Source organism: Massilia sp. DD77, assembly GCF_036961685.1.
Taxonomy (GTDB): Bacteria; Pseudomonadota; Gammaproteobacteria; order Burkholderiales; family Burkholderiaceae_D; genus Telluria.
The window spans coordinates 1-21,995 of the sequence record NZ_JBAMDH010000020.1 but is presented as its reverse complement, the minus strand read 5'-3'; the positions used below and the strand labels follow the sequence as shown (position 1 = coordinate 21,995).

Sequence of the window (21,995 nt, the reverse complement as noted above, 5' to 3'; positions counted from 1 at the left end):
GCCCATGTTCACCCAGGCACTTCGCATGACCGCGCGCGACTGGCGCGCCGGAGAGCTGCGCTTTCTCCTCGTGGCGCTGATCGTCGCCGTTTCCGCGCTGTCGTCGGTCGGTTTCTTCATCGACCGCCTGCGCACCGGCTTGAACCGCGACGCCCACCAGATGCTGGGCGCCGACCTGCTGGTCAACGCCGACAACCCGGTGTTGCCGGCGTGGCGCGAGGAAGCCGTGCGGCGCGGCCTGCTGCTGGCCGATACCGTCAGTTTCCCCAGCATGGCGCAGGCGGGCGAGGGCGAGGACTCGCGCGCCCAGCTGGCCTCGATCAAGGCCGTTTCAACAGGCTATCCGCTGCGCGGGCAGCTGAGCATCACCACCAATCCGGACGAGGCCGGCGCCGCCATGGGCCGCAAGACCCGCGCCACGCCGCAGCCCGGCACGGTTTGGGTCGACGCCAACCTGCTGCCGGCGCTGCAGGCGAAGGTCGGCGACACCATCCAGCTCGGCGAAAGCCGCCTGCGCATCGCCCAGCTGATCGCCGCGGAACCCGACAAGGGCGCCAACTTCGTCAACTTCGCGCCGCGCGTCATGATGGCGATCGAGGACCTGAAGGCCACCGGCCTGGTCGACGATTTCGCACGCGTGACCTTCCGCATGCAGGTCGCCGCCGCCTCGGCCAACGACGTGGCGCCGGTGCGCGACTACGAGCGCTGGCTACGCGCGCGGATCAAGGACGGCAACATCAGGGGCGTGCGCATCGAGACCCTGGAAAACGGCCGGCCCGAGATGAACGCCACGCTCGACCGCGCCGACCGCTTCCTGTCGCTGGTCGGCCTGCTGTCGGCGATGCTGGCGGCGGTCGCCGTGGCGATGGCGGCGCGCCGCTTCATGCAGCGCCACCTGGACGCCTGCGCCATGCTGCGCTGCCTGGGCATGACCCAGAACCAGGTCGGCGCCATGTACCTGCTTGAGTTCGCCCTGGTCGGCCTGGCGGGCAGCCTGGCCGGTGTGCTGGTGGGCTTCGGCGCCCACTTCGTGCTGCTCCAGCTGCTGGGCAGCATGATCCCGACCGAGCTGCCGCCGGTCTCCTTCCTGCCGGCGCTGCAGGGCGTCGCCACCGGCATGCTGCTCCTGGTCGGCTTCGCGCTGCCGCCGGTCCTGCAGCTGCGTAACGTGCCGCACAACCGCGTGATCCGGCGCGAGCAGGCCGCCCCCCGGCCGGCCGCGCTGGCCACCTATGGCCTGGGCGTGGGCGTGTTCCTGGCGCTGCTGCTGTGGCAGGCGGGCGATCCGATGCTGGCGCTGATGACGGCGGGCGGCTTCATCGGCGCCTTCGGCGTGTTCGCGCTGGTGGGCTGGCTCGGCTTGCAGCTGCTGCGCCGCCTGCGCGGCAGCATCCGGCACCAGGGCTGGCGCTTCGCCGTCACCTCGCTGCAGCGCCGCCCCGGCGCCACCGTGGTGCAGGTGGTGTCGCTGGCGCTGGGCCTGATGGCGCTGCTGCTCCTGACCGTGGTGCGCGGCGACCTGATCGACGCCTGGCGGGTGGCGACGCCGAGCGACGCGCCAAACCGCTTCATCATCAATATCCTGCCCGAGCAGAAGACCGGCGTGGAGCAGCAGCTGCGCGCGGCCGGCGTCGGGGAACCGGTGCTGTATCCGATGATCCGCGGGCGCCTGACCGCCATCAACGGCAAGCCGGTCACACGCGACACCTACCAGGAAGACCGCGCGCGCGGCCTGGCCAACCGCGAATTCAACCTGTCCACGATGCGGGCCGCGCCGCAAGGGAACGAGATCGTCGAAGGCAGCTGGTACAAGGACGCGCCCGGCGTGGCCGAGGCCTCGGTGGAGCAGGGCATCGCCAAGACCCTGGGCCTCAAGCTCGGCGACGTGATGCGCTTCGACATGGGCGGCCTGCCGGTGGACGCGAAGATCACCAGCCTGCGCAAGCTGGAATGGGGTTCGATGCGGGCCAACTTCTTCGTCATCATCAACCCAAGCGCGATGGCGAACGCTCCCACCACCTACATGACGGCCTTCCACCTCAAGCAGGAAGGCGCCGTGGGCAGCCGCGTGGCGAACAATCTCACGCGCGCCTATCCGAACCTGACCGTGATCGACGTCTCCGGCATCATCCGCCAGCTGCAGGAAGTGCTGGACCAGGTGGTGACGGCGGTGGAATTCCTGTTCCTGTTCACCCTGGCGTCCGGTGTGCTGGTGCTGTACGCGGCCCTGATGGGATCGCAGTCCGAGCGCACCCGCGAGGCCGGCCTGCTGCGCGCGCTGGGCGCCACCAGGCAGCAGCTGGCCCAGGCCCAGCGCATCGAGTTCCTGCTGGTGGGCGGCCTGGCCGGCCTGCTGGCCGCGAGCGGCGCGGCGGCGCTCGGCTGGGTGCTGGCGACTTACCAGTTCAAGTTCCCCTGGGTGTTCGAACCGGGCGTGTGGCTGGCCGGGCTGGTGGTGGGCGCGCTGTGCGCCATCGTCGGCGGCTGGCTGGGATTGCGCGGCGTGCTGCGCCATCCGCCGCTGCAGACCCTTCGGGAAGCTTGAGCGCAACACTTCCGGCTTCGCCGCGGCCACGGGCCGCGGCGGCTGCGCTATGATGGCGGCATGTCTGAACCGCACACCCTGTACGAAGTCATCGGCGGCGCCGAGCCCCTGCGCGAACTGGTCGACCGCTTTTACGACCTGATGCAACTGGAGCCGGAATTCGCCGGCATCCACGCGATGCACCCCCAACCCAACGACAGCTCGCGCGAGAAGCTGTTCATGTTCCTGTCCGGCTGGATGGGCGGGCCCGACCTGTTCATCGAACGCTACGGCCACCCGCGCCTGCGCGCGCGCCACCTGCCGTTCGCGATCGGCACCAAGGAGCGCGACCAGTGGCTGCGCGCCATGGCCCTGGCGATGGAAGACCTGGGCTGGGACGACGAACTGCGCCTGCGCCTGATGCAGTCCTTCTACCAGACCGCCGACTGGATGCGGAACAAGGCCGACTGAGCACCATGACGATTGCTGAATTGCTGCTCCTGCTGGGCGTCGCCATCGTGGCCGGCCTGCAAGTCATGCTGCTGCTGCGCGCGCGCGGCGGAGATGACAGCCGCCACTTCGAACGGGTCGAGCGCGAAATTCGTCTCGAACTGCAAGTGAGCGCCCAGGGCACGCGCCAGGAACTGGCCTCGCACCTGGGCCAGTACCACGCCGCCACCGTCCAGCAGCTCGACAGCATGCGCCAGCAGATGCAGCTGCACTCGTCGAGCGGCCGCGAGGAACAGGCGCGCGCGCTCAAGCGCTTCGCCGACACCATGCAGCAGACCCTGGCGAACCTGACCGAATCGAACGCCCAGCGCATGCTGGAGGTGCGCGGCACGCTGGAGAGCAAGATCCGCGACCTGCAGAGCGACAACGCCAAGCGCCTGGAAGAGATGCGCCAGACCGTCGACGAGAAGCTGCACGCCACGCTCGAGACGCGCCTGACCGAATCCTTCCGCCAGGTGTCGGACCGGCTGGAAAAGGTCCACCAGGGCCTGGGCGAAATGCAGCAGCTGGCGATCGGCGTGGGCGACCTCAAGCGGGTGCTCACCAACGTCAAGACCCGCGGCACCTGGGGCGAGGTGCAGCTCGAGATGCTGCTCGAGCAGGTGCTGACGGTGGACCAGTACGCGAAGAACGTCGAGACGGTGGCGGGATCGAACGCGCGCGTCGAGTTCGCGATCAAGCTGCCGGGCGTGGTCGACGGCGGCCCGCCGCTATGGCTGCCGATCGACGCCAAGTTCCCGAAGGAGCAGTACGAGCGCCTGCTGGAAGCGGCCGAATGTGCGGACCATGACGGCGTCACCCGCGCCGGCGCGGAACTGGAACGTGCGGTGCGCGGCGAGGCCAAGACCATTTGCGAAAAATACGTGTCGCCGCCGCAGACGACCGATTTCGCGATCCTGTTCCTGCCGACCGAAGGCCTGTATGCGGAAGTGATGCGCCGGCCAGGGCTGGCAGATGACCTGCAGCGCAGCCTGCGGGTGACCATCGCCGGTCCGTCGACCCTGAGCGCGCTGCTCAACAGCCTGCAGATGGGCTTCCGTACCCTGGCGCTGGAGAAGCGCTCGTCGGAGGTGTGGCAGGTGCTGGGGGCGGTCAAGACCGAGTTCACCAAATTCGGTGACGTGCTGGCGACGACCAAGGCGACCCTGGAAAAGGCGGCCCGCAACATCGAAACCGCCGAAGTGCGCAGCCGCCAGATGGCGCGCAAGCTGAAGTCCGTCGAAGCGCTGCCGAACGAGGCGGCGCAGCTGATGCTGGGCGATCCTGCCTCCCTCGACGACTGAATCGAAGGGCGCCCGAGGCGGCGCTCCTCCTCCATTTTTGCGCTACTCATCTATTCCTAAAAGGAGAGAGGAGTAGGCATTTCGTGCTCTCATACGTCAAAAATACCAAACATTCTTTTTGAATTTTGTAATGTTGCGAAATACATATCATTACAAAATTTTCTGTTCGAACATTTGACAATTGCTCTGCTGGAAAAGCAGTATGGCTTGCCCTTGAGGCAAGTGTAAGTACTCGTATAAACCCATGAGCAAGGAGAATTCCATGAACAAGGTATGTGCGGCAGTCCTGTTGTCTTGCGCTTCGACCCTGGCCCTGGCCGGGCCGTCCAGCAGCACCGTCACGTTCTCGAAAGGCTACGAAGGATGGGTGGGGCCGAGCGGCACCGCCGGGGCCTCGTACATCAGCTCGACGCCCGGCAACAAGTACGGTCCGGCGCTCTATACCGTGCATCCGGAGACTTTCGGCCTGGAGTGGGTGAACCGGGACAACCCGGCCTTCGTGGGCAATTTCGGATCGGTGCAATCGGTCACGATCGGGATCGACATCAACGTGAACTCGATCCGCTTCCGTGGAAGGGAAGTCGAGCGCGAGCTGGTGGTCGAACTGCGCGACTACGACAATCCGTATAACGGCATGCCCTATACCGCGGTGTGGTACAAGCTCGGCACCATCAGCAACAAGGGAACCTGGAAGCACTTCCAGGTGACGATCCCGGATACGCGCGCCGCCACCATGCCGGCCGGCTGGGGAGGCCTCGGCTCGGGCGAGGTGTCGCTGCCGCCGGGCCGCAGCTTCGCCGACGTGCTGGCCGGCGTCGACGAGATCGCGTTCACGACCTTCGTGCCCGGTTACCTCTACGGATTCACCAACTACGATCTCGTGGTCGACAACCTGTCGATCGTGACGAGCGGCAGCCGCTGAGGCCGGCCTCCTTAGACCAGGCCTTCGAACGGGAGGATGTCGACCATGTCGCCCGCGGCGACATTCCCCTGTTCGTCGTGCAGCACTACCATGCAGTTCGCCTCCGACATCGAGCGCAGGATGCCCGAGCCCTGCGAGCCGGTGATGCGCACCTCCGGCATGCCGTCGGCGCCGGGTGCGACGATGCCGCGCTGGTATTCGGTGCGCCCAGGCTTCTTGCGGACCGCTCCGATCGAACGCGCCTTCAGCAGCGGCAGCGGCGCTTCGGCGCCCATCATGCGCAGCAGCGCCTCGCGCGCGAAGAAGTAGAAGGACACCATCACCGCCACCGGATTGCCCGGCAGCCCGAACAGGAAGGCGCTGCGTCCGTTCGAGGTGACGCGTCCGAAGGCCAGCGGCCGCCCGGGCCGCATGCCGATCTTCCAGAAGGTGACGTCGCCGAGGCGCGCCATGACCTGCTTGGTGTAGTCCGCGGCGCCCACCGACACGCCGCCCGAGGTGACGATGGCGTCCGCGTTCTCGCAGGCGCCGCGCAGGGCTTCCTCGAGCGCCTCGGGGTTGTCGCGCACGATGCCCATGTCGATGATGTCGCAGCCCAGCCGCTGCAGCATGCCGTAGATCGTGTAGCGGTTGCTGTCGTAGACGCAGCCTTGTTCCAGACCTTCGCCGATCGAACGCAGCTCGTCGCCGGTCGAGAAGAAAGCCACGCGCAGGCGGCGCTGCACCGGCACCTCGGCCATGCCGAGCGAGGCGACCAGGCCCAGGTCGGCCGGCCGCAGGATGCGACCCGCCTTCAGGGCAGGGCTGCCCAGTTTCAGGTCCTCGCCCGCGAAGCGCCGGTTGTCGCCGGGCTGGATGACGCCGGCGCGCAAGGTGATCGCGTCTTCACTTTCGTGCTCGAGGAATTCCTGCGGCAGCACGCTGTCGCAGCCCTCGGGCATGACGCCGCCCGTCATGATGCGCACGCATTCGCCAGGCCTTGGCACGAGGCCGGAAGGCTTGCCCGCGTAGGCGACACCGATCACGCGCAGGGTGGCCAGTCCGTCCGCAGGCAGGTCGCCGCCTCGCAGCGCGTAGCCGTCCATGGCCGAGTTGTCATGCGCCGGCACGTTGATCGGCGAGACCAGGTCGCGCGCCAGCACGCGTCCGAGGGCCGCGCGCAGGGCGACCATTTCCACGGAACGCACCGGCTGCACGAACTCGCGGATGATGCGCTGCGCCCCGCGCACGCTCAGGGCCTCGGGATCGTAGCCGTCGATGCAGCTCGCCACCTTCGCCAGCGTCGGCGGAAGGCTGTCGTCCAAGGCCTGCAGCTCCTCGAGCGTGTTGATGTTGCGGAAGGCGCCGGCATCCTCGAACAGGACCTCGACCGATGTCAGCTCCTTGTACCAGCCATCGACCCGCCGGCCGCCCTCGGCAAGATAGCTGGAGAGCACCGGCAGCCGGCTGGTCCTGACGAGGCAGAACACCGGATGCGGCTGGGTGCGCATGCCGGGCTCGCGGGTGGCGGCGAAGGCGACGTCGGCGCCGTGTTCGTCCAGGGCCGCGAACAGGCGCTCGGCCAGGTCCGCCGGCAGGAAAGGCGAATCGCAGGGCGCTGTCAGCAGGTAGGGCGTGCCGCAATGGCGCAAACCCGCTTCCAGCCCGGCCAGCGGCCCGGCGAAGCCGGGCGTCTCGTCGGCCCAGACGGGCACGCCGAGCGCGGCGTAGGTGCCGAGGTTACGGTTGGCGTTGATGGCCACGCCGCCGACCTGCGGCGCGAGGCGCGCGAGCACCTGCGCCACCATCGTCGTGCCTTGAAAGGCCTGCAGGCCCTTGTCCACGTTGCCCATGCGCGAGCCGCGCCCGCCGGCCAAAATCAGGCCGCTGATGTCGTTCTTGTTCATGCTGGTGTCGATCTCATCCGCCGATATACGACATTTCAACCTTGCGTGCGCCCGTTGCCAATCCGCTGGTGTCCACGGTGCGCAGTTCCGAATAGCGGTCGGCGCGCACTTTCCACAGCTGGGCGATGGCGCCGGCGATCTCGGGGTCCGAGCGGCCGTCGCGCAGCAGGGCGCGCAGGTCGTGGCCGCGGGTGGCGAACAGGCAGGTATAGAGTTTGCCTTCGGTCGACAGGCGCAGGCGCGTGCAGTCGCGGCAGAAGGCCTGGGTGACGCTGGAGATGACGCCGATCTCGCCGCCGCCGTCCAGGTAGCGCCAGCGCGCGGCGGTCTCGCCGCTGTAGTTCGGGCCGACGGGGGCGAGCGGCAGCTCGGCGGCGATGCGGCGCACGACTTCCGCCGAGGGAATCACCTCGGCCATGTTCCAGCCGTTCGAGGCGCCCACGTCCATGTATTCGATGAAGCGCAGGATATAAGGCGAACCCTTGAAGTGGCGCGCCATCGGCAGGATCTCGCCGTCATTGGTGCCGCCCTTGACCACCATGTTGATCTTGATCGGTCCCAGTCCGGCATCGTGCGCGGCGTCGATGCCGTGCAGGACGTCGGCCACCGAGAAGTCGACGTCGTTCATGCGCTTGAACATGGCGTCGTCGAGCGCGTCGAGCGAGACCGTCACGCGGTCCAGGCCCGCATCCTTCAGCGCGCGCGCCTTGCGCGCCAGCAGCGAGCCGTTGGTGGTGAGCGTGAGGTCGAGCGGGCGGCCCGAAGGCGTCGGGATCGCGCGCAGCATGGCGACCAGGCGCTCCAGGTCCTTGCGCAGCAACGGCTCGCCGCCGGTCAGGCGCAACTTCTCGACGCCGTGCGCCACGAACAGCCGCGCCACCCGCGCGATTTCCTCGAACGAGAGCAGGGCGCCATGCGGGAGATAGGCGTAGTCCTTGTCGAACACCTCTTTCGGCATGCAGTAGACGCAGCGGAAATTGCAGCGGTCGGTGACGGAGATGCGCAGGTCGTGCAGGGGCCGCCCGAGCGCGTCCAGCAGCAGTCCGCTGGGCGCTTCAGGCGCGCCGGGAACCGCCAGCGCTTGCGAGCGCAGGTCGTTGATCAGGACGATTTTTTCAGCCATGCCAATACGATAGCACGAGCCCCGCCAGTGCACAGGCGGCAATCAGTTTGATCGGTCCGAGCTTGAAGCGCAGCAGCGCCACGCTGGCGGCCGCGCCGATGGCGATCGCCGCCGGCTGGGCGCGCCCGTCGGCGAAGAACACGTGCTGGCCGAAGAACACGGCAAGGCTGGCGATGACCCCGACCACGGCGGCCGAGATGGCGGTGAGCGGCGCGCTCCAGTGCAGCTTGCCGCGTCCCGACTCGACCAGCGGGCCGCCTGCCAGGATGAAGACAAAGGAAGGCAGGAAAGTGAACAGGGTGGCGACCAGGGCGCCCGCGATGCCGCCCAGGGCGAGGGTGTCCGGGCCGCACAGCGCATGGGTCCAGCCGCCGACGAAGCCGACGAAGGCGACGATCATGATCAAGGGGCCGGGCGTGGTTTCGCCCAGGGCCAGGCCGTCGATCATCTGGTGCGCGCTCAGCCAGCCGTAGTGGTCGACCGCGCCCTGGACCACGTAGGGCAGCACGGCATAGGCGCCGCCAAAGCTCATCAAGGCGGCCTTGCCGAAAAACCATCCCATGTGGGCCAGCGTGCCGTCCGGGCCGGACAGCAGCGCCAGCGCCAGCCAGGCTCCAAGGGCGAGCAGGCAGCCGACTGCGCTAGTCAGGAGCAGGCGGCGCATGCTGAAGGTCGCATGCTCCGGCGTGGGGGTGTGGTCGTCGATCAAGGCGGGGCCGGCAGGCTTGTGCCCGGCCTGGTGCGCGCCGCCCGGCTGGAAGTAATGCGGCCACAGGCGGGCGCCCAGGACGCCGGCGAGGGCGGCGCCGAGCACGATCGCGGGGAAGGGCGCGTCGAAGACGGCGATCGCGAGGAAGGCGGCGAAGGCGATCGCGGCCAGCAGCCCGTTGCGCAGGGTGCGAGCGCCGATGCGCCAGGCGGCGGCGATCACGATGGCGACCACGGCCGGCTTGATGCCGCCCATGATGCCGGCGATCACGGCCAGATGGCCGAAAGCGAGGTAGATCCAGGACAGGGCGGTCAGGAGCACCAGCGAGGGCAGGATGAACAGCAGTCCGGCCGCGATGCCGCCCGGCGTGCGGTGCAGCAGCCAGCCGATGTAGATGGCCAGCTGGGTGGCTTCGGGGCCGGGCAGCAGCATGCAGTAGTTGAGGGCGTGCAGGAAGCGCTGCTCGGAGATCCAGCGCCGGCGTTCCACCAGTTCGCTGTGCATCAGGGCGATCTGGCCCGCGGGACCGCCGAAGCTGATGAAGCCGAGCTTGAGCCAGTAGAGCAGGGCGGTGCGGAAGGGGATGGGTGGGGGCATCCGGGTATTTTATGGTGTTGGTGTTTCGGTAAGGTGACTGGCTGCGGAGCGAAACTTGGGTCCCCGCCTTCGCGGGGATGACGTTCAAACGTACGCAGCGCAAGGTCACGGTTGTGGCCCGCACCCTAAACACGTCATCCCCGCGCAGGCGGGGACCCAAGTTTGCATGCAAACCACCAGCGTCAACAAAAAAGGGAAGCCGAAGCTTCCCTTTTACGCTACGCCAGGATTACTGGCGCGTATCCACCTGGATCAGCGGCTCATCCACCGGCGGCGGCAGCGGCTTGCGCACGCGGCGTGGGCGCACCGGTTCCGGGGCCTGGGCGGCGGCTTCCTGGGCTGCGCGCAGTTTTTCCGGATCGGTCGACGCCAGCTGCAGGCCGGCGTTCGACAGCAGCTCGTTCAGGTCCGCAGGCGCTGCGGCAGGAGCCGGAGCCGAAACAGGAGCCGGAGCCGGAGCAGGAGCCGGAGCAGGAGCAGGAGCAGGAGCAGACACCGGCGCTGGCGCCGGCTCGACCGCCACCGCGGCGACCGGCTCGGCCACCGGAGCGGCTTCCACGACAGGCGCAGGGGCCGGTGCGGGTGCAGCTTCGGCGGCAGGCGCCGGTGCAGCGGCTGCCTGCTCGGCGGCGGCAGCGGCGCGGGCCGCGGCCATCGATGCCGAGGTCGGGAACATGTGCTGCGGCGCTGCGGCCGATGCTTCCACCGGACCCGGAGCCGGAGTTGCGGCAGGCGCGGGTGCGGCTTCAGCTTTCGGCTGGGCGGCGGCAGCGACCGACGCGGCGGTCGGGAACGGCCACGGGCCCGGCTCGCCCTGCTTGGCGGGCTGCCTGGCTTCGGCGGCCACCTTGGCCGCTTCCACGTCCGCTACCGGGGTGAATGCCGGCGCGTCTTGCGCGCCGTCGAGGTTCTCGGCGCCTTCTGCCTGGTCGCGGTCGCGGCGGTTACGGTTGCGGCCACCACGGCGGCGACGGCGGCGCGGCTCGTCGCCGCCTTCGCCATCGAGTTCCTCGCCATCCGGACCGGGACCGGCCACGGCTACTTTCACGGCGTGCTCCAGCACGTCGCCGTGCGGGGTGGAGGTCGACAGTTCGGTTTCCGCGACGGCCAGCGGCTGCTTCAGTTCCTCGACCTTGGCTTCGGTGGCCGGCGCGGCCAGGCGTTCCCCGCGGTCGCTGCGCTCACGCGGCTGGCGCGGTGCGCGTTCCGGGCGTTCGCCACGTTCCTTGCGCTCGCCGCGTTCGGCACGCTCAGGACGCTCGGCGCCTTCGGCACGCGGTGCTGCGCCGTCCAGCTGCTCACGCGGTTCGCGCGGCTGGCGTTCCTTGCGTTCCTTGCGCGGCGGACGGGCATCGGCTTCCGGCGCCTTGGCGGCGTCTTCGCCCGGCGCGCCCTTGGCAACGATGTCACGTGCTTCGCGCGGCTCGCGCTCGTCACGCTCGCGGCCCTGCTTGCCACCGGTGCGGCCGTTGCGCGAACGCTGGCCACGGTTGCCGCGGTCGCCGCCGCGTTCGGCGGGCGCCGGTGCGGCGGGTTTCTCGGTCGGCAGCGGCGCCGGGGCCGGGGTCGGGGCGGCAGGCGCACCGAAGAAGAAGTTGCGCAGGCGCGCGAAGAAGCCTTGCTCGGCCGGCGCGGCGACCGGAGTGAGCACCGGGCTCGGCGCGGCTTCCACCGGCTTGGCCGGCTTGGCGGCTTCGCTGCGGTCCACCATCGGGGCCGGCTGGGCCGGGGTGATGGTCTTGACCACGGCTTCCTGGCGCGGCTTCTGCTCTTCCTTCTGGCGCTTGGCGTAGGCCATGTCGGTGTCGGCCGACTCGGCCATGGTGTAGCTGGCGGCGGCGTCTTCCAGGCGCGGATCGTCGTGCTTGATGCGCTCGAGTTTGTAGTGCGGGGTATCCAGGTGCTTGTTCGGGATCAGGATCACCGTGATGCGGTGGCGGTTCTCGATCTTGAGCACTTCGCCGCGTTTTTCGTTCAGCAGGAAAGCGGCGACATCGACCGGCACTTGCACGTGGATCGCGGCCGAGTTTTCCTTCATCGCTTCTTCCTGGATGATGCGCAGCACCTGCAGGGCGGACGATTCGGTATCGCGGATGTGGCCGGTGCCCGAGCAGCGCGGGCAGGTCACGTGGGAGCCTTCCGACAGGGACGGACGCAGGCGCTGGCGCGACAGTTCCATCAGGCCGAAGCGCGAGATCTTGCCCATCTGGACGCGCGCACGGTCATGGTGCAGGGCATCCTTGAGGCGCTGTTCCACTTCGCGCTGGTTCTTGGCCACTTCCATGTCGATGAAGTCGATCACGATCAGGCCGCCCAGGTCGCGCAGGCGCAGCTGGCGGGCCACTTCGTCGGCCGCTTCGCAGTTGGTGTTGAAGGCGGTGGTCTCGATGTCCGAGCCGCGGGTGGCGCGGGCCGAGTTGACGTCGATCGAGACCAGGGCTTCGGTGTGGTCGATCACGATCGCGCCGCCCGACGGCAGCGGCACGGTGCGCGCGTAGGCGGTTTCGATCTGGTGTTCGATCTGGAAACGCGAGAACAGCGGCACGTCGTCGCTGTAGCGCTTCACGCGGTGCGCCATGTCGGGCATCACGTGGCTCATGAACTGCTGGGCCTGTTCGTAGATCTCGTCGGTGTCGATCAGGACTTCGCCGATGTCCGGCTGGAAGTAGTCGCGGATGGCGCGGATGACGAGCGAGGATTCCTGATAGATCAGGAAGGCGCCCGCGGCCGACTTGCCGGCGCCTTCGATCGCGCGCCACAGCTGCATCAGGTAGTTCAGGTCCCACTGCAGTTCTTCGACGTTGCGGCCGATGCCGGCGGTGCGGGCGATGACCGACATGCCTTGCGGCAGGTCGAGCTTGTCCATGGTCTCGCGCAGTTCCTGGCGCTCTTCGCCTTCGACCCGGCGCGAGACGCCGCCGCCGCGCGGATTGTTCGGCATCAGGACCAGGTAGCGGCCGGCCAGCGAGATGAAGGAGGTCAGGGCCGCGCCCTTGTTGCCGCGCTCTTCCTTCTCGACCTGGACCATGATTTCCTGGCCTTCGCGCAGCGCTTCCTTGATGGTGCAATTGCGGACGTCGACGCCGTCACGGAAATAAGTGCGGGCAACTTCTTTGAAGGGGAGGAAGCCGTGGCGGTCTTCGCCGTAGCTGACGAAGCAAGCTTCGAGGGAGGGTTCGATGCGGGTGATGACACCCTTGTAGATATTCGACTTGCGCTGTTCGCGTCCGGCCGTTTCGATATCGATGTCGATCAGTTTCTGGCCATCGACGATCGCTACGCGCAGCTCCTCTTGCTGCGTAGCGTTAAACAACATACGTTTCATTTTTATAAACTCCGCGACCCGTGGGCCGTGCCAATGCCGTCCTTGCGGACGGCGAAGTACAGGGAATACGCGAAGAAGGGAGCGTTGGAGGGAGTAATGCCCGGGGCGTGCGGCGCGGCGACGCGATGCGTCGCTGCCCGCAACAGGGCGCGAATGGAGCCGAACGTCATTGCCTTCGCACGCCGCAACCTCGACCAGGACGCCTGCCATCCCTTCGGGATTGGCACGACGCCGGGAGGGCGGTGCGCAACAACCAGCCAAACCTTAGCCAGCACACAAACCAAGACTTCGACAGCCAGGCGATGACCGGGCCAAGAATAACCTGTCGCGCGTTGCCACTGTTGGCCTGCGATGCGCGCCGCACTGTCTGCGGCGCCGCGTCCCGGCCAATCGGTGGCCGCCCGCTAGGGTTGTTCCAGCTTTTTCAAATCAATCAGCCTTGACTCAAGCCTTCAGCATGAGGCTTACATCGGGTCGGGCGAAAACGACAAGCGTTATCGACGCCATCAACCGGCGAGCCGCCACGGGAGGCTTGCCGGTACTTATCCTTAACAATCCAAACAATCCAATCCTGCACCCAGACGCGCAACCCGATTACAACTGCAGGTGCAACCCTGGTCCGCCTTTTGGGTGTGCGTACACTATTCGGAACCCGCGCCTAACCTGCTGCGCGTTGCACTGTCGGCCTGCGATGCTCGCCGTACTCCTCGTACGGTGAGCATCACCCCCTTGGGGGCTCGGCCAACATTGCTGCCGCTCGCGACGGTTATCCGCGAATTCCTCTTTTTCCACCGAATTTGCACATTGGCGGGGCCGGTGGAACGCGCCCCTGTGTAAAATATCGTTTTATTTCTTACACCAGCAGAGGTTTGACCGCCGCCTGTCGATTATATATTCAAAATGAAGGACTTAGAGAGAATTTCTGGGAAGACAGACAGAATGGCGTTACAGAACGATGTTGTTCCCCCTTCATCACAGCCGGCGCTCCAGGCCCAATTCGTGACGATTTCGGAAGAAGAAGCCGGTCAGCGAATTGACAATTATTTGTTGCGAGTTTGTAAAGGCGTACCCAAGAGCCATATCTACCGCATCCTGCGCTCGGGCGAAGTCCGGGTCAACAAGGGGCGCATCGACCAGATGTACCGCCTGGACGCAGGCGACGTGGTGCGCATTCCGCCGATCCGCCTGGCCGAGAAGGCCAGCAGCCAGGTTGCGCCAGGGGCGGAATTCGCGATCGTGTTCGAAGATACCCACCTGCTCGTCATCGACAAGCCGGCCGGCATCGCCGTGCACGGCGGCTCGGGCGTGTCGTATGGCGTGATCGAGCAGTTGCGCGCCGCGCGTTCAGATGCCAAGTTCCTGGAACTGGTGCACCGCCTCGACCGCGAAACCTCGGGCCTGCTCCTGATCGCCAAGAAGCGCAGCGCCCTGACCAACCTGCACATGCAGATGCGGGACGGCCTGACCGACAAGCGCTACCTGACCGCCGTGTTCGGCGACTGGACCAACAAGCGCCAGCACGTCAAGTTGCCGCTGCATAAGTTTACGACGCCGGATGGCGAGCGCCGCGTGGTGGTGCAGGCGGGCGGGCAGGAAGCGCACACGGTGTTCAACCTGAAGCGCAAGTGGCAGGACTTCGCCCTGCTCGAAGCCGAGCTCAAGACCGGCCGCACGCACCAGATCCGCGTGCACCTGGCGTCCTCGGGATTTCCGATCCTGGGTGACGAGAAGTACGGCGACTTCGCGCTCAACAAGCGGCTGCAGAAGGCGGACGCGGAGCGGGGTGCGCTGCGCCGCATGTTCCTGCACGCCTGGCAGATCACCTTCACCCACCCGGACACCGGCAAGCCGCTCAGCCTGCGCGCGCCGCTTCCGGCGGAGTGCGAGCGATTCTTGGTAAGCTTGGGGCAAGCACTCGCATGAGCTGCCCAGCCGGGCAGCCCGCGACCACCCATTTCACAGGACCGGCGGCCAAGGGCCGCCGTTAAACATGGCAAGAAAACAATTTGATCTGATCGTCTTCGACTGGGACGGCACGCTGATGGACAGCACGGCGACCATCGTCAAGTGCATCCAGTCGGCCGCGCGCGATCTGGGCTTGCCGGTGCCCAGCGACGCCTCGGCCGCCCACGTGATCGGCCTTGGCCTGTCGGAAGCGATGCAGGCCGTGATGCCGAACATCGACCCCGCGCTGACTCCGCGCATGGTCGAGCGCTACCGTTACCATTTCCTCACCAAGGACCATGAACTGGTGTTGTTCGAGGGTGTACGCGACATGTTGAGCGAACTTGGCAACGAAGGCTACTTCCTGGCCGTGGCCACCGGCAAGAGCCGGGTGGGCCTGAACCGCGCCCTCAACGCGGCCGGCCTGCTGTCGACCTTCGACGCCACCCGTTGCGCGGATGAGACATTTTCCAAGCCGCATCCTGCGATGCTGCAAGAGCTGACCAGGGAGCTGGGGCAGGACTTGCGCCGTACCGTTATGATCGGCGACACCACGCATGACCTCATGATGGCGAACAATGCGGGCGCGGCCGGTATCGCAGTCGAGTTCGGCGCGCATCCGGTCCAGCAGTTGCAGGCTTGCAAGCCGCTGTTCTCGGCGCGCTCGATTCCCGAACTGCATGCCTGGCTGCTCGAGAACGCATGACGATGAGCACGGAAGCGGGCCTGTTCGTGTGCGATGCGGACGTGTTGCTTGATGGGGGCAGGGGTGTGCGCTTCCCGGTGCAGGTCTATGGACAGCCCGCGACCGGCTTCGTGGTGCGCTTCGACGGTAAACCATTTGCCTATTTGAACCGTTGTGCCCATGTGCCCATTGAGCTCGACTGGACAGAAGGCGTATTCTTCGAAAGCAGCGGCCTGTACCTGATGTGCGCGACCCATGGCGCCGTGTACGAGCCCGAAAGCGGTCGCTGTGCCGGCGGACCCTGCCGTGGCGGCCGGCTGCTGCCGATCGCCGTGGTCGAGCATGATGGAAAGATTTTCTGGCAGCCGGATCATCAGATCCAGGCGCCCGTGTAAACTAAACGATTTGCGGCGAACTTCAGACAACGACAGCGTTTATGACCGACCACACCAGCAACGACCACCCGGGCGACAGCCGCCTTGCCGCCAACCCGACGGTAGGCAACTGGGAGCGCGAGACGCTCGAAAAGCTGGTGTTCGCCACGGTGCAGGAGCGCCGCGCGGCGCGCCGCTGGGGCATCTTCTTCAAGCTCAGCTTCCTGATCGTGGCGCTGCTGGGCCTGTGGGCCTACTACGACTTCAACTTCGGCACCACGGGCGACGAAAACCTGGGTCGCCACACCGCGCTGATCGAAATTAACGGCGAAATCGAAGCGGAAGGCAGCGGCGCGGCCGATACCGTGATTCCTTCGCTGAACAAGGCCTTCTCGGACTCCGGCTCGGCGGCGGTGGTGCTGCGCATCGACAGCCCCGGCGGCAGCCCGGTACAGGCCGGCATCATCGTCGACGAGATCCAGCGCCTCAAGCGCGGCTATCCGGACAAGCCGCTGTACGTGGTGGTGGACGAGATCTGCGCCTCGGGCGGTTATTACATCGCCTCGGCGGCCGACCGCATCTACGTCAACAAGGCCTCGATCGTCGGCTCGGTCGGCGTGCTGATGGACAGCTTCGGCTTTACCGGTACCATGGACAAGCTGGGCGTCGAGCGGCGCCTGATGACGGCCGGCGAGAACAAGGGCTTCCTCGACCCGTTCAGCCCCCAGTCCGACACGCACAAGGCGCACGCCCAGGCCATGCTCAACGAGATCCACCAGCAATTCATCTCGGTGGTGCGCGCCGGGCGCGGCAAGCGCCTGAAGGAAACCCCGGATACCTTCTCCGGCCTGTACTGGACCGGCGCCAAGGCGGTCGAGATGGGCCTGGCGGACGGCTTCGGCACCGTGGACACGGTGGCGCGCGACATCGTCAAGGCCGAGGACATCGTCGACTACACGGCCCACGAAGGCCTGCCGGAGCGGGTGCTCAAGAAGTTCGGCGCTGCGGTCGGCGAAAACGCGGTCAAGGCCGCAACGCGGGGCGCGCTTCCGAAGCTGCACTAAGAACTGATCCCAGCAGGCAAGAGTCGCTCCTGGCGCGCCTGGCAAGCGCAGCGCATCGCTCGCCGTTGTGTGGCCAGCCACGCTGCCTCCTCGCGCCTTGCCTGCACTTCCCATGCATCGCCATGCGCTTCCTCCCACCTGCTTTCCTCCCACCTGCTGGGACAGGTTCTAATCGTCGTTGCGTCGAGCATACTGCGCCGAGATTTTTGCTTGCATCCGGTGGCAAAAAGACTATAGTGAGTGTGTAGCTGCTGCCGCGACGGAAGATACCTAAACCAGCCTGTTCGTTATCGACCGATACGCACGAGCACTACCCGCTGCACCTGCCGTGCAGTTTCGAGAGAATTCAATTCCTCATGGTTGTGATTCCCCCTCGGGATTGGAACGACGGCTTCGGCCGTCGTTTCCATTTATATGCATGTCATGTGCAGGTCCCCAGGTGCTGGGTATCGCCGTCGAGGCTGGGACGGGCCGGCTCCAGGGGCGGAGGCAGGGCGTCGGCATGCAAGGCATCGTCATGCTGGGCAAAGCCGCCGCGGTCGAGCCATGCCTGGTAGTCGCGCACGGCGCGCGCATGCCAGGCGCCGCGCAGGGGCGGATCGCCTTCGTGCAGATGCGGCACCTCGCCGCCGTAGCGCCAGCGCGCCAGCGCCAGGCGGGTGGGGAAGAGCGCGGCATGGCTGGATGCCAGACGCTGCCGGGCCAGGTGGGCGTCGGCTGCGGAAAGCTTTCCATGTCCTGTGTCGAGATCATCGTTCACGGTGCTTGTCCTCTGGTTACAGATTGCTTTCCTATATGCCGAGTAAATATTCCGGCGGACGATTAGGGAAATTCCTAACGCTTTGAAGTCTATCAACCGCATTCTTTGGCGGCTTGAGGCTTATCAAATGTGCGTTTGGATGCAATGTTTGCCCTTGCGGGAGAGTGTACGGGTGTGCGGATTGGGGAACTCCCAGGCGGCTTCCGCGCCTTCTGCCCTTCTGTTAAAGTCTCGCCCCATGAGTAAACTCTCCCTAGACCGCATCCTGCAATCCCAGGGTTTCGGTACCCGCAAATACTGCCGCGCCTTGATCGAGGACGGCGACGTCGCCGTCAATGGCGAGATCCAGGACAATTTCAAATCCACCTTCGACACCCAGGACCTGGTCCTGACCGTGTTCGACGAGGAATGGCGCTATCGCGAGCGCGTCTATCTCGCCCTCTACAAGCCGGCCAACTACGAGTGCTCGCGCAAGCCGAGCCATCACCCGGGCGTGCTCACCTTGCTGCCGGAACAGTTCACCTGGCGCGAAGTGCAACCGGTCGGCCGGCTCGACCACGACACCACCGGCCTGCTGCTGATGTCGGACGACGGCCCCTTCATCCATGCCCAGTCCTCGCCCAAGCGCCACGTGCCCAAGGTCTACCAGGCCACCACCGCCGAGCCGGTGACGGACAGCCTGGTCGAACAGATGCTGGCCGGCGTCCAGTTGCACGACGAACCGGCGCCGCTGAAGGCGGTGTCCTGCATTCCGCGGGGCGAGCACCTGCTCGAGATCGTGCTGGAGCAGGGCAAGTACCACCAGGTCAAGCGCATGCTGGCCGCCGCCGGCAATCATTGCGGCGCGCTGCACCGTTCCCAGATCGGAGGCCTGAGCCTGGAAGCGCTCGGCCTGCGCGAAGGCGAGTGGTGCTTCCTGGAGCAAGCCCAGCTCGACCTGCTCGTGCCCGCCTGAGTATCCCGGCCATCCAGCCTGCAGCCGTGCGTGCACGGCTGCAACACGTGCGACATCGATAAGCAATTTCCGCGACACTCGTGGGGATGGCGGCCCGGAAAGGGCCGCTGCGCACTAGCCTTATCGAAAAGTAGACTCCATGCACGTTCATCGCCCCAAGATTTCCCTTCTTTCCTTCCTGTTCGCAAGTTCCGCCCTGGCCCAGGGCCAGCCCGGATCGCTTCCCCAGTCCATGGCGGACTGCACGCCCTTGCTCGACAGCGCCCAGCGCCTGGCATGCTTCGACCGCCTGGCCGCGAGCCAGGCGGCGCCGGCCGCCGCCAGCGCCGCCGCTTCGGCCCAGGCGGCAGCAGCCGCCGCATCGAGCGCCTCCGCACCAACCAATTCGGCCTACGACGCGCCGCGCACGGCCGAGGTCGACGTCGCCGCCTCGGTCGACCCGACGGTGGAAGCCGCCAATGGCTATACCATGAGCGCCCACTGGGAGCTGGATGCGCGGGACAAGCGCGGCACCTTCGCCTTTCGGCCGCACAACCCGAACTACCTGATCGCTACCCGCACCTACCGGCCCAACGACCGGCCCTACCTGCCGTTCCGCGAGGCGGCCGGCATCGAGAGCGGCCTGTCGAAGGGCGAGCTGGAATTCCAGCTAGGGTTCAAGATGAAGGCGGTCGAGACCCTGTTCGACAAGCCGGTCGATGTCTGGTTCGGCTATACCCAGAACAGTTTCTGGCAGGCCGGCAACCACAAGGCCTCGAGCCCCTTCCGCGAGACCAATTACTCGCCCGAGCTGATGGTGGTGACGCCGCTGAATGTCGGCGTCCTGGGCACCAACCTGCGTTTCCTGAACCTGGGCTTCGTGCACCAGTCGAACGGCCAATCCTCGACCCTGTCGCGCAGCTGGAACCGCTTCTATGCCCAGGTGGGCCTGGAGCGCGGTCCGCTGTCGGTCACCGCCAAGGTCTGGAAGCGCGTGAACGAATCGCTGGAAGAAGACAACAACCCGGACATCATCGACTACCTGGGCCGCGCCGAGCTGGCCGGTTCCTGGCGCCTGCACGGCGGCCACGAGCTGACGGCCCTGCTGCGCCATAACTTCCACACGCATAAAGGCTCGACCCAGCTGGGCTGGGCCTTCCCGGTGGCGGGGCCGCTGAAGGGCTACCTGCACTGGTTCTCGGGCTATGGCCAGAGCATGATCGACTACAACTACTTCCAGCGCAGCGTCGGCGCCGGCGTGGTGGTCAAGTACTGAGCGGGGCCGTAGAATGGCGCTCCCGCCACCAGGAGCGCCCATGAAACTTGCCACCCTTAACGACGGCACCCGCGACGGCCAGCTGGCCGTGGTGTCGCGCGACCTCAAGACCGCCCACATCGCCGACGGCATCGCGCCGACCCTGCAGGCCGCGCTCGACGACTGGGGCTTCATCGCCCCGCAGCTCGACGAGCTGTACCGCCAGCTGAACGAGGGCAGGGCGCGCCGGCCCTTCGATGTCGATCCCGCGCGCTGCATGGCGCCGCTGCCGCGCGCTTACCAGTGGGCCGACGGCTCGGCCTACGTCAACCACGTCGAGCTGGTGCGCCGCGCGCGCGGCGCCGAGATGCCGGCTTCGTTCTGGGAAGATCCCCTGATGTACCAGGGCGGCAGCGACGACTTCCTGGGACCGCGGGACGATATCGTGCTGGCGCACGAGGAGTGGGGCATCGACTTCGAGGCCGAGGTCGCGGTGGTCACCGGCGACGTGCCGATGGGCGCGACGCCGGACGAGGCGCACGGCCAGATCCGCCTGCTGATGCTGGCGAACGATGTCTCGCTGCGCAACCTGATCCCCGAGGAATTGGCCAAGGGCTTCGGCTTCCTGCAGTCGAAACCCGCCACCAGCTTCGCGCCGCTGGCCGTGACCCCCGACGAGCTGGGCGAGGCCTGGCGCGGCGGCAAGGTCCACCTGCCGCTGCGCTCGAGCTGGAACGGCCACCTGGTGGGACAGCCGGATGCGGGCGTGGACATGGTCTTCAATTTCCCCCAGCTGGTCGCCCACCTGGCCAAGAGCCGCAACGTACGCGCCGGCAGCATCGTCGGTTCGGGGACGGTGTCGAACAAGGATGCGTCGCGGGGGTATTCGTGCATTGCGGAGCAACGCTGCCTGGAGATGATCGCGCACGGGGAGGCGGTGACGCCGTTCATGCGCTTCGGGGATACGATCCGGATCGAGATGCTGGACGAGAAGGGGAAGTCGGTGTTCGGGGCGATCGAGCAGGTGGTGAAGCGGCTGGAGAGGTGAGTGCGGGCTTTGGTGGTTTGCTGAGTGCCTTGGATCCTGGCCTCCGCCCACTGCTGTCCGGGATAATTTCACCTAGCTTGAAAATCGTCGTACGCCCCACTGGCGCCTGCGACTTCCGGCGAAGTGAACTGAACCCAAGTCCGTTGCTGGCCGTTAGCGTTCGTTGCGGCCACTCATGCAAGCTTAGGTTCCGGCCGAGGGGACGCCGAGTCCCGGAACGACGAGCTAGTGGCTGAAAGTAGCCCTGGTGTAATTTACATTGCTGGTATTGCAAACAAAAACCTGCTAATGCAGAGATAGCGATTATCCCGGACAGCAGTGGGCCTCCGCCGGGATGACGTGCTTACGTAAAGGGCCGAAGCCGCTGCAGCTTATATCCTCCGCACCTTAAAACAACGTCATCCCGGCGAAGGCCGGGATCCAAGTTCCCATGCAAACCCCGATCACCGAACCGGCGTAGTCGCCCAAAACGCATCCCCCGCTGAATCCCCATCCAGCCGCACTTCCACCGGCCGCGTCATCCTCCTCACCGCATCCGCCTTCACCAGCCGTCCATCCGCCTCGTGCAGCCGGTACCACAGGAACGCGACCCCCGACAGCGCCAGCCGCTGCCCGGTAAACAAGTTGTCCCGGACCACGCTCATCCCTTCCAGCCGCAGGTCCACGTCCAGCACCAGCGCGCCCTGGCTGCGTTCGGCCTGGCCGAGATAGCGCGCCGCCACGAACAGCGGGCTCTTGTCGCTCGCTTCACCCACCTTCAAGGAATCGATGAAGGCGTCGACCGCCTTCAGCTGGGCGCGGGCGGCGTCCTCCATCGCGTTCAGTTCCAGCTTGAGCCCGCCCTTCGCGCCGGCGGCCAGCCGCTCCAGGCTGTCCGCGTGCTGGGCCAGCGTGGCGCGGTGGCCGCCCAGGGCGCGCACCCGTCCCAGCAGGCGCTCGTGGCGTGACCAGTCGAGCTCGCCCAGGTAGCCGCCGCCCAGGCCGCCGAGGCGCGCCGGGCAGCTGCGCGCCATCGCGCTGGCGAACAGGGCGCGCGCGCCCTCGCCGTAGCC

At 66.7% G+C, this 21,995-nt stretch carries 16 protein-coding genes and 1 pseudogene; 11 read left to right on the top strand and 6 right to left on the bottom strand.

All coding sequences use genetic code 11. From position 1 onward, the window contains the following. The first annotated feature begins 4 nt into the window (after positions 1–4). From V7778_RS13600 to V7778_RS13585, 4 genes are all read left to right on the top strand, one after another. Entirely contained in the window at positions 5–2,545 is a 2,541-nt protein-coding gene (locus tag V7778_RS13600) for an ABC transporter permease (protein WP_335556021.1), read from the top strand. Between the two features lie 60 nt (positions 2,546–2,605). Then, positions 2,606–2,995: a group II truncated hemoglobin gene (locus V7778_RS13595; protein WP_335556019.1), complete on the top strand. Its 390-nt coding sequence runs from the start codon at positions 2,606–2,608 to the stop codon at positions 2,993–2,995. A 5-nt stretch (positions 2,996–3,000) separates the two neighbouring features. After that, the gene (locus tag V7778_RS13590; RefSeq protein ID WP_335556017.1) at positions 3,001–4,317 is read left to right on the top strand and encodes a DNA recombination protein RmuC; all 1,317 of its coding nucleotides are present in this window, start codon (positions 3,001–3,003) and stop codon (positions 4,315–4,317) included. A gap of 262 nt (positions 4,318–4,579) precedes the next feature. Then, positions 4,580–5,239 carry a PEP-CTERM sorting domain-containing protein gene (locus V7778_RS13585; RefSeq protein ID WP_335556016.1) on the top strand — a complete coding sequence of 220 codons (660 nt, stop codon included), beginning with the start codon at positions 4,580–4,582 and terminating at the stop codon, positions 5,237–5,239. Positions 5,240–5,250: 11 nt separating this feature from the next. On the opposite strand, the gene moeA is transcribed toward V7778_RS13585, so the two are convergent. The 4 genes from moeA to V7778_RS13565 all read right to left on the bottom strand — a co-directional run bounded on the left by moeA (position 5,251) and on the right by V7778_RS13565 (position 12,879). Next, complete coding sequence (gene moeA, locus V7778_RS13580; protein ID WP_335556014.1) at positions 5,251–7,125, bottom strand: molybdopterin molybdotransferase MoeA; 1,875 nt, start codon at positions 7,123–7,125, stop codon at positions 5,251–5,253. Between the two features lie 13 nt (positions 7,126–7,138). Then, a complete protein-coding gene (moaA, locus tag V7778_RS13575; RefSeq protein ID WP_335556011.1) occupies positions 7,139–8,248 on the bottom strand; it encodes a GTP 3',8-cyclase MoaA in 1,110 nt (369 codons plus the stop codon). Further along, positions 8,241–9,554: a chromate efflux transporter gene (gene chrA / locus V7778_RS13570; protein ID WP_335556009.1), complete on the bottom strand. Its 1,314-nt coding sequence runs from the start codon at positions 9,552–9,554 to the stop codon at positions 8,241–8,243. The genes moaA and chrA overlap by 8 nt, the downstream gene beginning before the upstream one ends. 229 nt (positions 9,555–9,783) lie before the next feature. Next, complete coding sequence (locus V7778_RS13565; RefSeq protein WP_335556007.1) at positions 9,784–12,879, bottom strand: Rne/Rng family ribonuclease; 3,096 nt, start codon at positions 12,877–12,879, stop codon at positions 9,784–9,786. Between the two features lie 939 nt (positions 12,880–13,818). Here V7778_RS13565 and V7778_RS13560 point away from each other — a divergent pair. From V7778_RS13560 to V7778_RS13545, 4 genes are all read left to right on the top strand, one after another. Beyond that, on the top strand, positions 13,819–14,802 hold the full coding sequence (locus V7778_RS13560; protein ID WP_335556006.1) for an RluA family pseudouridine synthase: 984 nt from the start codon (positions 13,819–13,821) through the stop codon (positions 14,800–14,802). Between the two features lie 67 nt (positions 14,803–14,869). After that, positions 14,870–15,529, top strand: a complete 660-nt coding sequence (locus V7778_RS13555; protein ID WP_335556004.1) for an HAD-IIIA family hydrolase — start codon at positions 14,870–14,872, stop codon at positions 15,527–15,529. Between the two features lie 2 nt (positions 15,530–15,531). Next, positions 15,532–15,903 carry a Rieske (2Fe-2S) protein gene (locus V7778_RS13550; RefSeq protein WP_335556211.1) on the top strand — a complete coding sequence of 124 codons (372 nt, stop codon included), beginning with the start codon at positions 15,532–15,534 and terminating at the stop codon, positions 15,901–15,903. A gap of 41 nt (positions 15,904–15,944) precedes the next feature. Beyond that, positions 15,945–16,946, top strand: coding sequence for a S49 family peptidase (locus V7778_RS13545; RefSeq protein ID WP_335556002.1), 1,002 nt, complete (start codon positions 15,945–15,947; stop codon positions 16,944–16,946). A 421-nt stretch (positions 16,947–17,367) separates the two neighbouring features. On the opposite strand, the gene V7778_RS13540 is transcribed toward V7778_RS13545, so the two are convergent. Then, positions 17,368–17,706, bottom strand: a complete 339-nt coding sequence (locus V7778_RS13540) for a hypothetical protein (RefSeq protein WP_335556000.1) — start codon at positions 17,704–17,706, stop codon at positions 17,368–17,370. A 238-nt stretch (positions 17,707–17,944) separates the two neighbouring features. Between V7778_RS13540 and V7778_RS13535 the strand changes: the two genes are divergently transcribed. The 3 genes from V7778_RS13535 (at position 17,945) to V7778_RS13525 (ending at position 20,943) form a co-directional block, all read left to right on the top strand. Further along, a complete protein-coding gene (locus V7778_RS13535; protein ID WP_335555998.1) occupies positions 17,945–18,661 on the top strand; it encodes a pseudouridine synthase in 717 nt (238 codons plus the stop codon). 139 nt (positions 18,662–18,800) lie between these two features. Next, positions 18,801–19,916 carry a phospholipase A gene (locus V7778_RS13530; protein ID WP_335555996.1) on the top strand — a complete coding sequence of 372 codons (1,116 nt, stop codon included), beginning with the start codon at positions 18,801–18,803 and terminating at the stop codon, positions 19,914–19,916. Positions 19,917–19,956: 40 nt separating this feature from the next. Further along, entirely contained in the window at positions 19,957–20,943 is a 987-nt protein-coding gene (locus V7778_RS13525) for a fumarylacetoacetate hydrolase family protein (protein ID WP_335555994.1), read from the top strand. Positions 20,944–21,386: 443 nt separating this feature from the next. Here V7778_RS13525 and V7778_RS13520 read toward each other — a convergent pair. Further along, positions 21,387–21,995 (bottom strand): annotated as a pseudogene (locus V7778_RS13520) (hypothetical protein); the annotation flags it as partial.

What these genes read in the sequence shown, in the direction of transcription:
- V7778_RS13600 (WP_335556021.1), top strand. Translation starts at nt 5, where the DNA reads ATGTTCACCCAGGCACTTCGCATGACCGCGCGCGACTGGCGCGCCGGA.
- V7778_RS13595 (WP_335556019.1), top strand. Translation starts at nt 2,606, where the DNA reads ATGTCTGAACCGCACACCCTGTACGAAGTCATCGGCGGCGCCGAGCCC.
- V7778_RS13590 (WP_335556017.1), top strand. Translation starts at nt 3,001, where the DNA reads ATGACGATTGCTGAATTGCTGCTCCTGCTGGGCGTCGCCATCGTGGCC.
- V7778_RS13585 (WP_335556016.1), top strand. Translation starts at nt 4,580, where the DNA reads ATGAACAAGGTATGTGCGGCAGTCCTGTTGTCTTGCGCTTCGACCCTG.
- moeA (WP_335556014.1), bottom strand. Translation starts at nt 7,125, where the DNA reads ATGAACAAGAACGACATCAGCGGCCTGATTTTGGCCGGCGGGCGCGGC.
- moaA (WP_335556011.1), bottom strand. Translation starts at nt 8,248, where the DNA reads ATGGCTGAAAAAATCGTCCTGATCAACGACCTGCGCTCGCAAGCGCTG.
- chrA (WP_335556009.1), bottom strand. Translation starts at nt 9,554, where the DNA reads ATGCCCCCACCCATCCCCTTCCGCACCGCCCTGCTCTACTGGCTCAAG.
- V7778_RS13565 (WP_335556007.1), bottom strand. Translation starts at nt 12,879, where the DNA reads ATGAAACGTATGTTGTTTAACGCTACGCAGCAAGAGGAGCTGCGCGTA.
- V7778_RS13560 (WP_335556006.1), top strand. Translation starts at nt 13,819, where the DNA reads ATGGCGTTACAGAACGATGTTGTTCCCCCTTCATCACAGCCGGCGCTC.
- V7778_RS13555 (WP_335556004.1), top strand. Translation starts at nt 14,870, where the DNA reads ATGGCAAGAAAACAATTTGATCTGATCGTCTTCGACTGGGACGGCACG.
- V7778_RS13550 (WP_335556211.1), top strand. Translation starts at nt 15,532, where the DNA reads ATGAGCACGGAAGCGGGCCTGTTCGTGTGCGATGCGGACGTGTTGCTT.
- V7778_RS13545 (WP_335556002.1), top strand. Translation starts at nt 15,945, where the DNA reads ATGACCGACCACACCAGCAACGACCACCCGGGCGACAGCCGCCTTGCC.
- V7778_RS13535 (WP_335555998.1), top strand. Translation starts at nt 17,945, where the DNA reads ATGAGTAAACTCTCCCTAGACCGCATCCTGCAATCCCAGGGTTTCGGT.
- V7778_RS13530 (WP_335555996.1), top strand. Translation starts at nt 18,801, where the DNA reads ATGCACGTTCATCGCCCCAAGATTTCCCTTCTTTCCTTCCTGTTCGCA.
- V7778_RS13525 (WP_335555994.1), top strand. Translation starts at nt 19,957, where the DNA reads ATGAAACTTGCCACCCTTAACGACGGCACCCGCGACGGCCAGCTGGCC.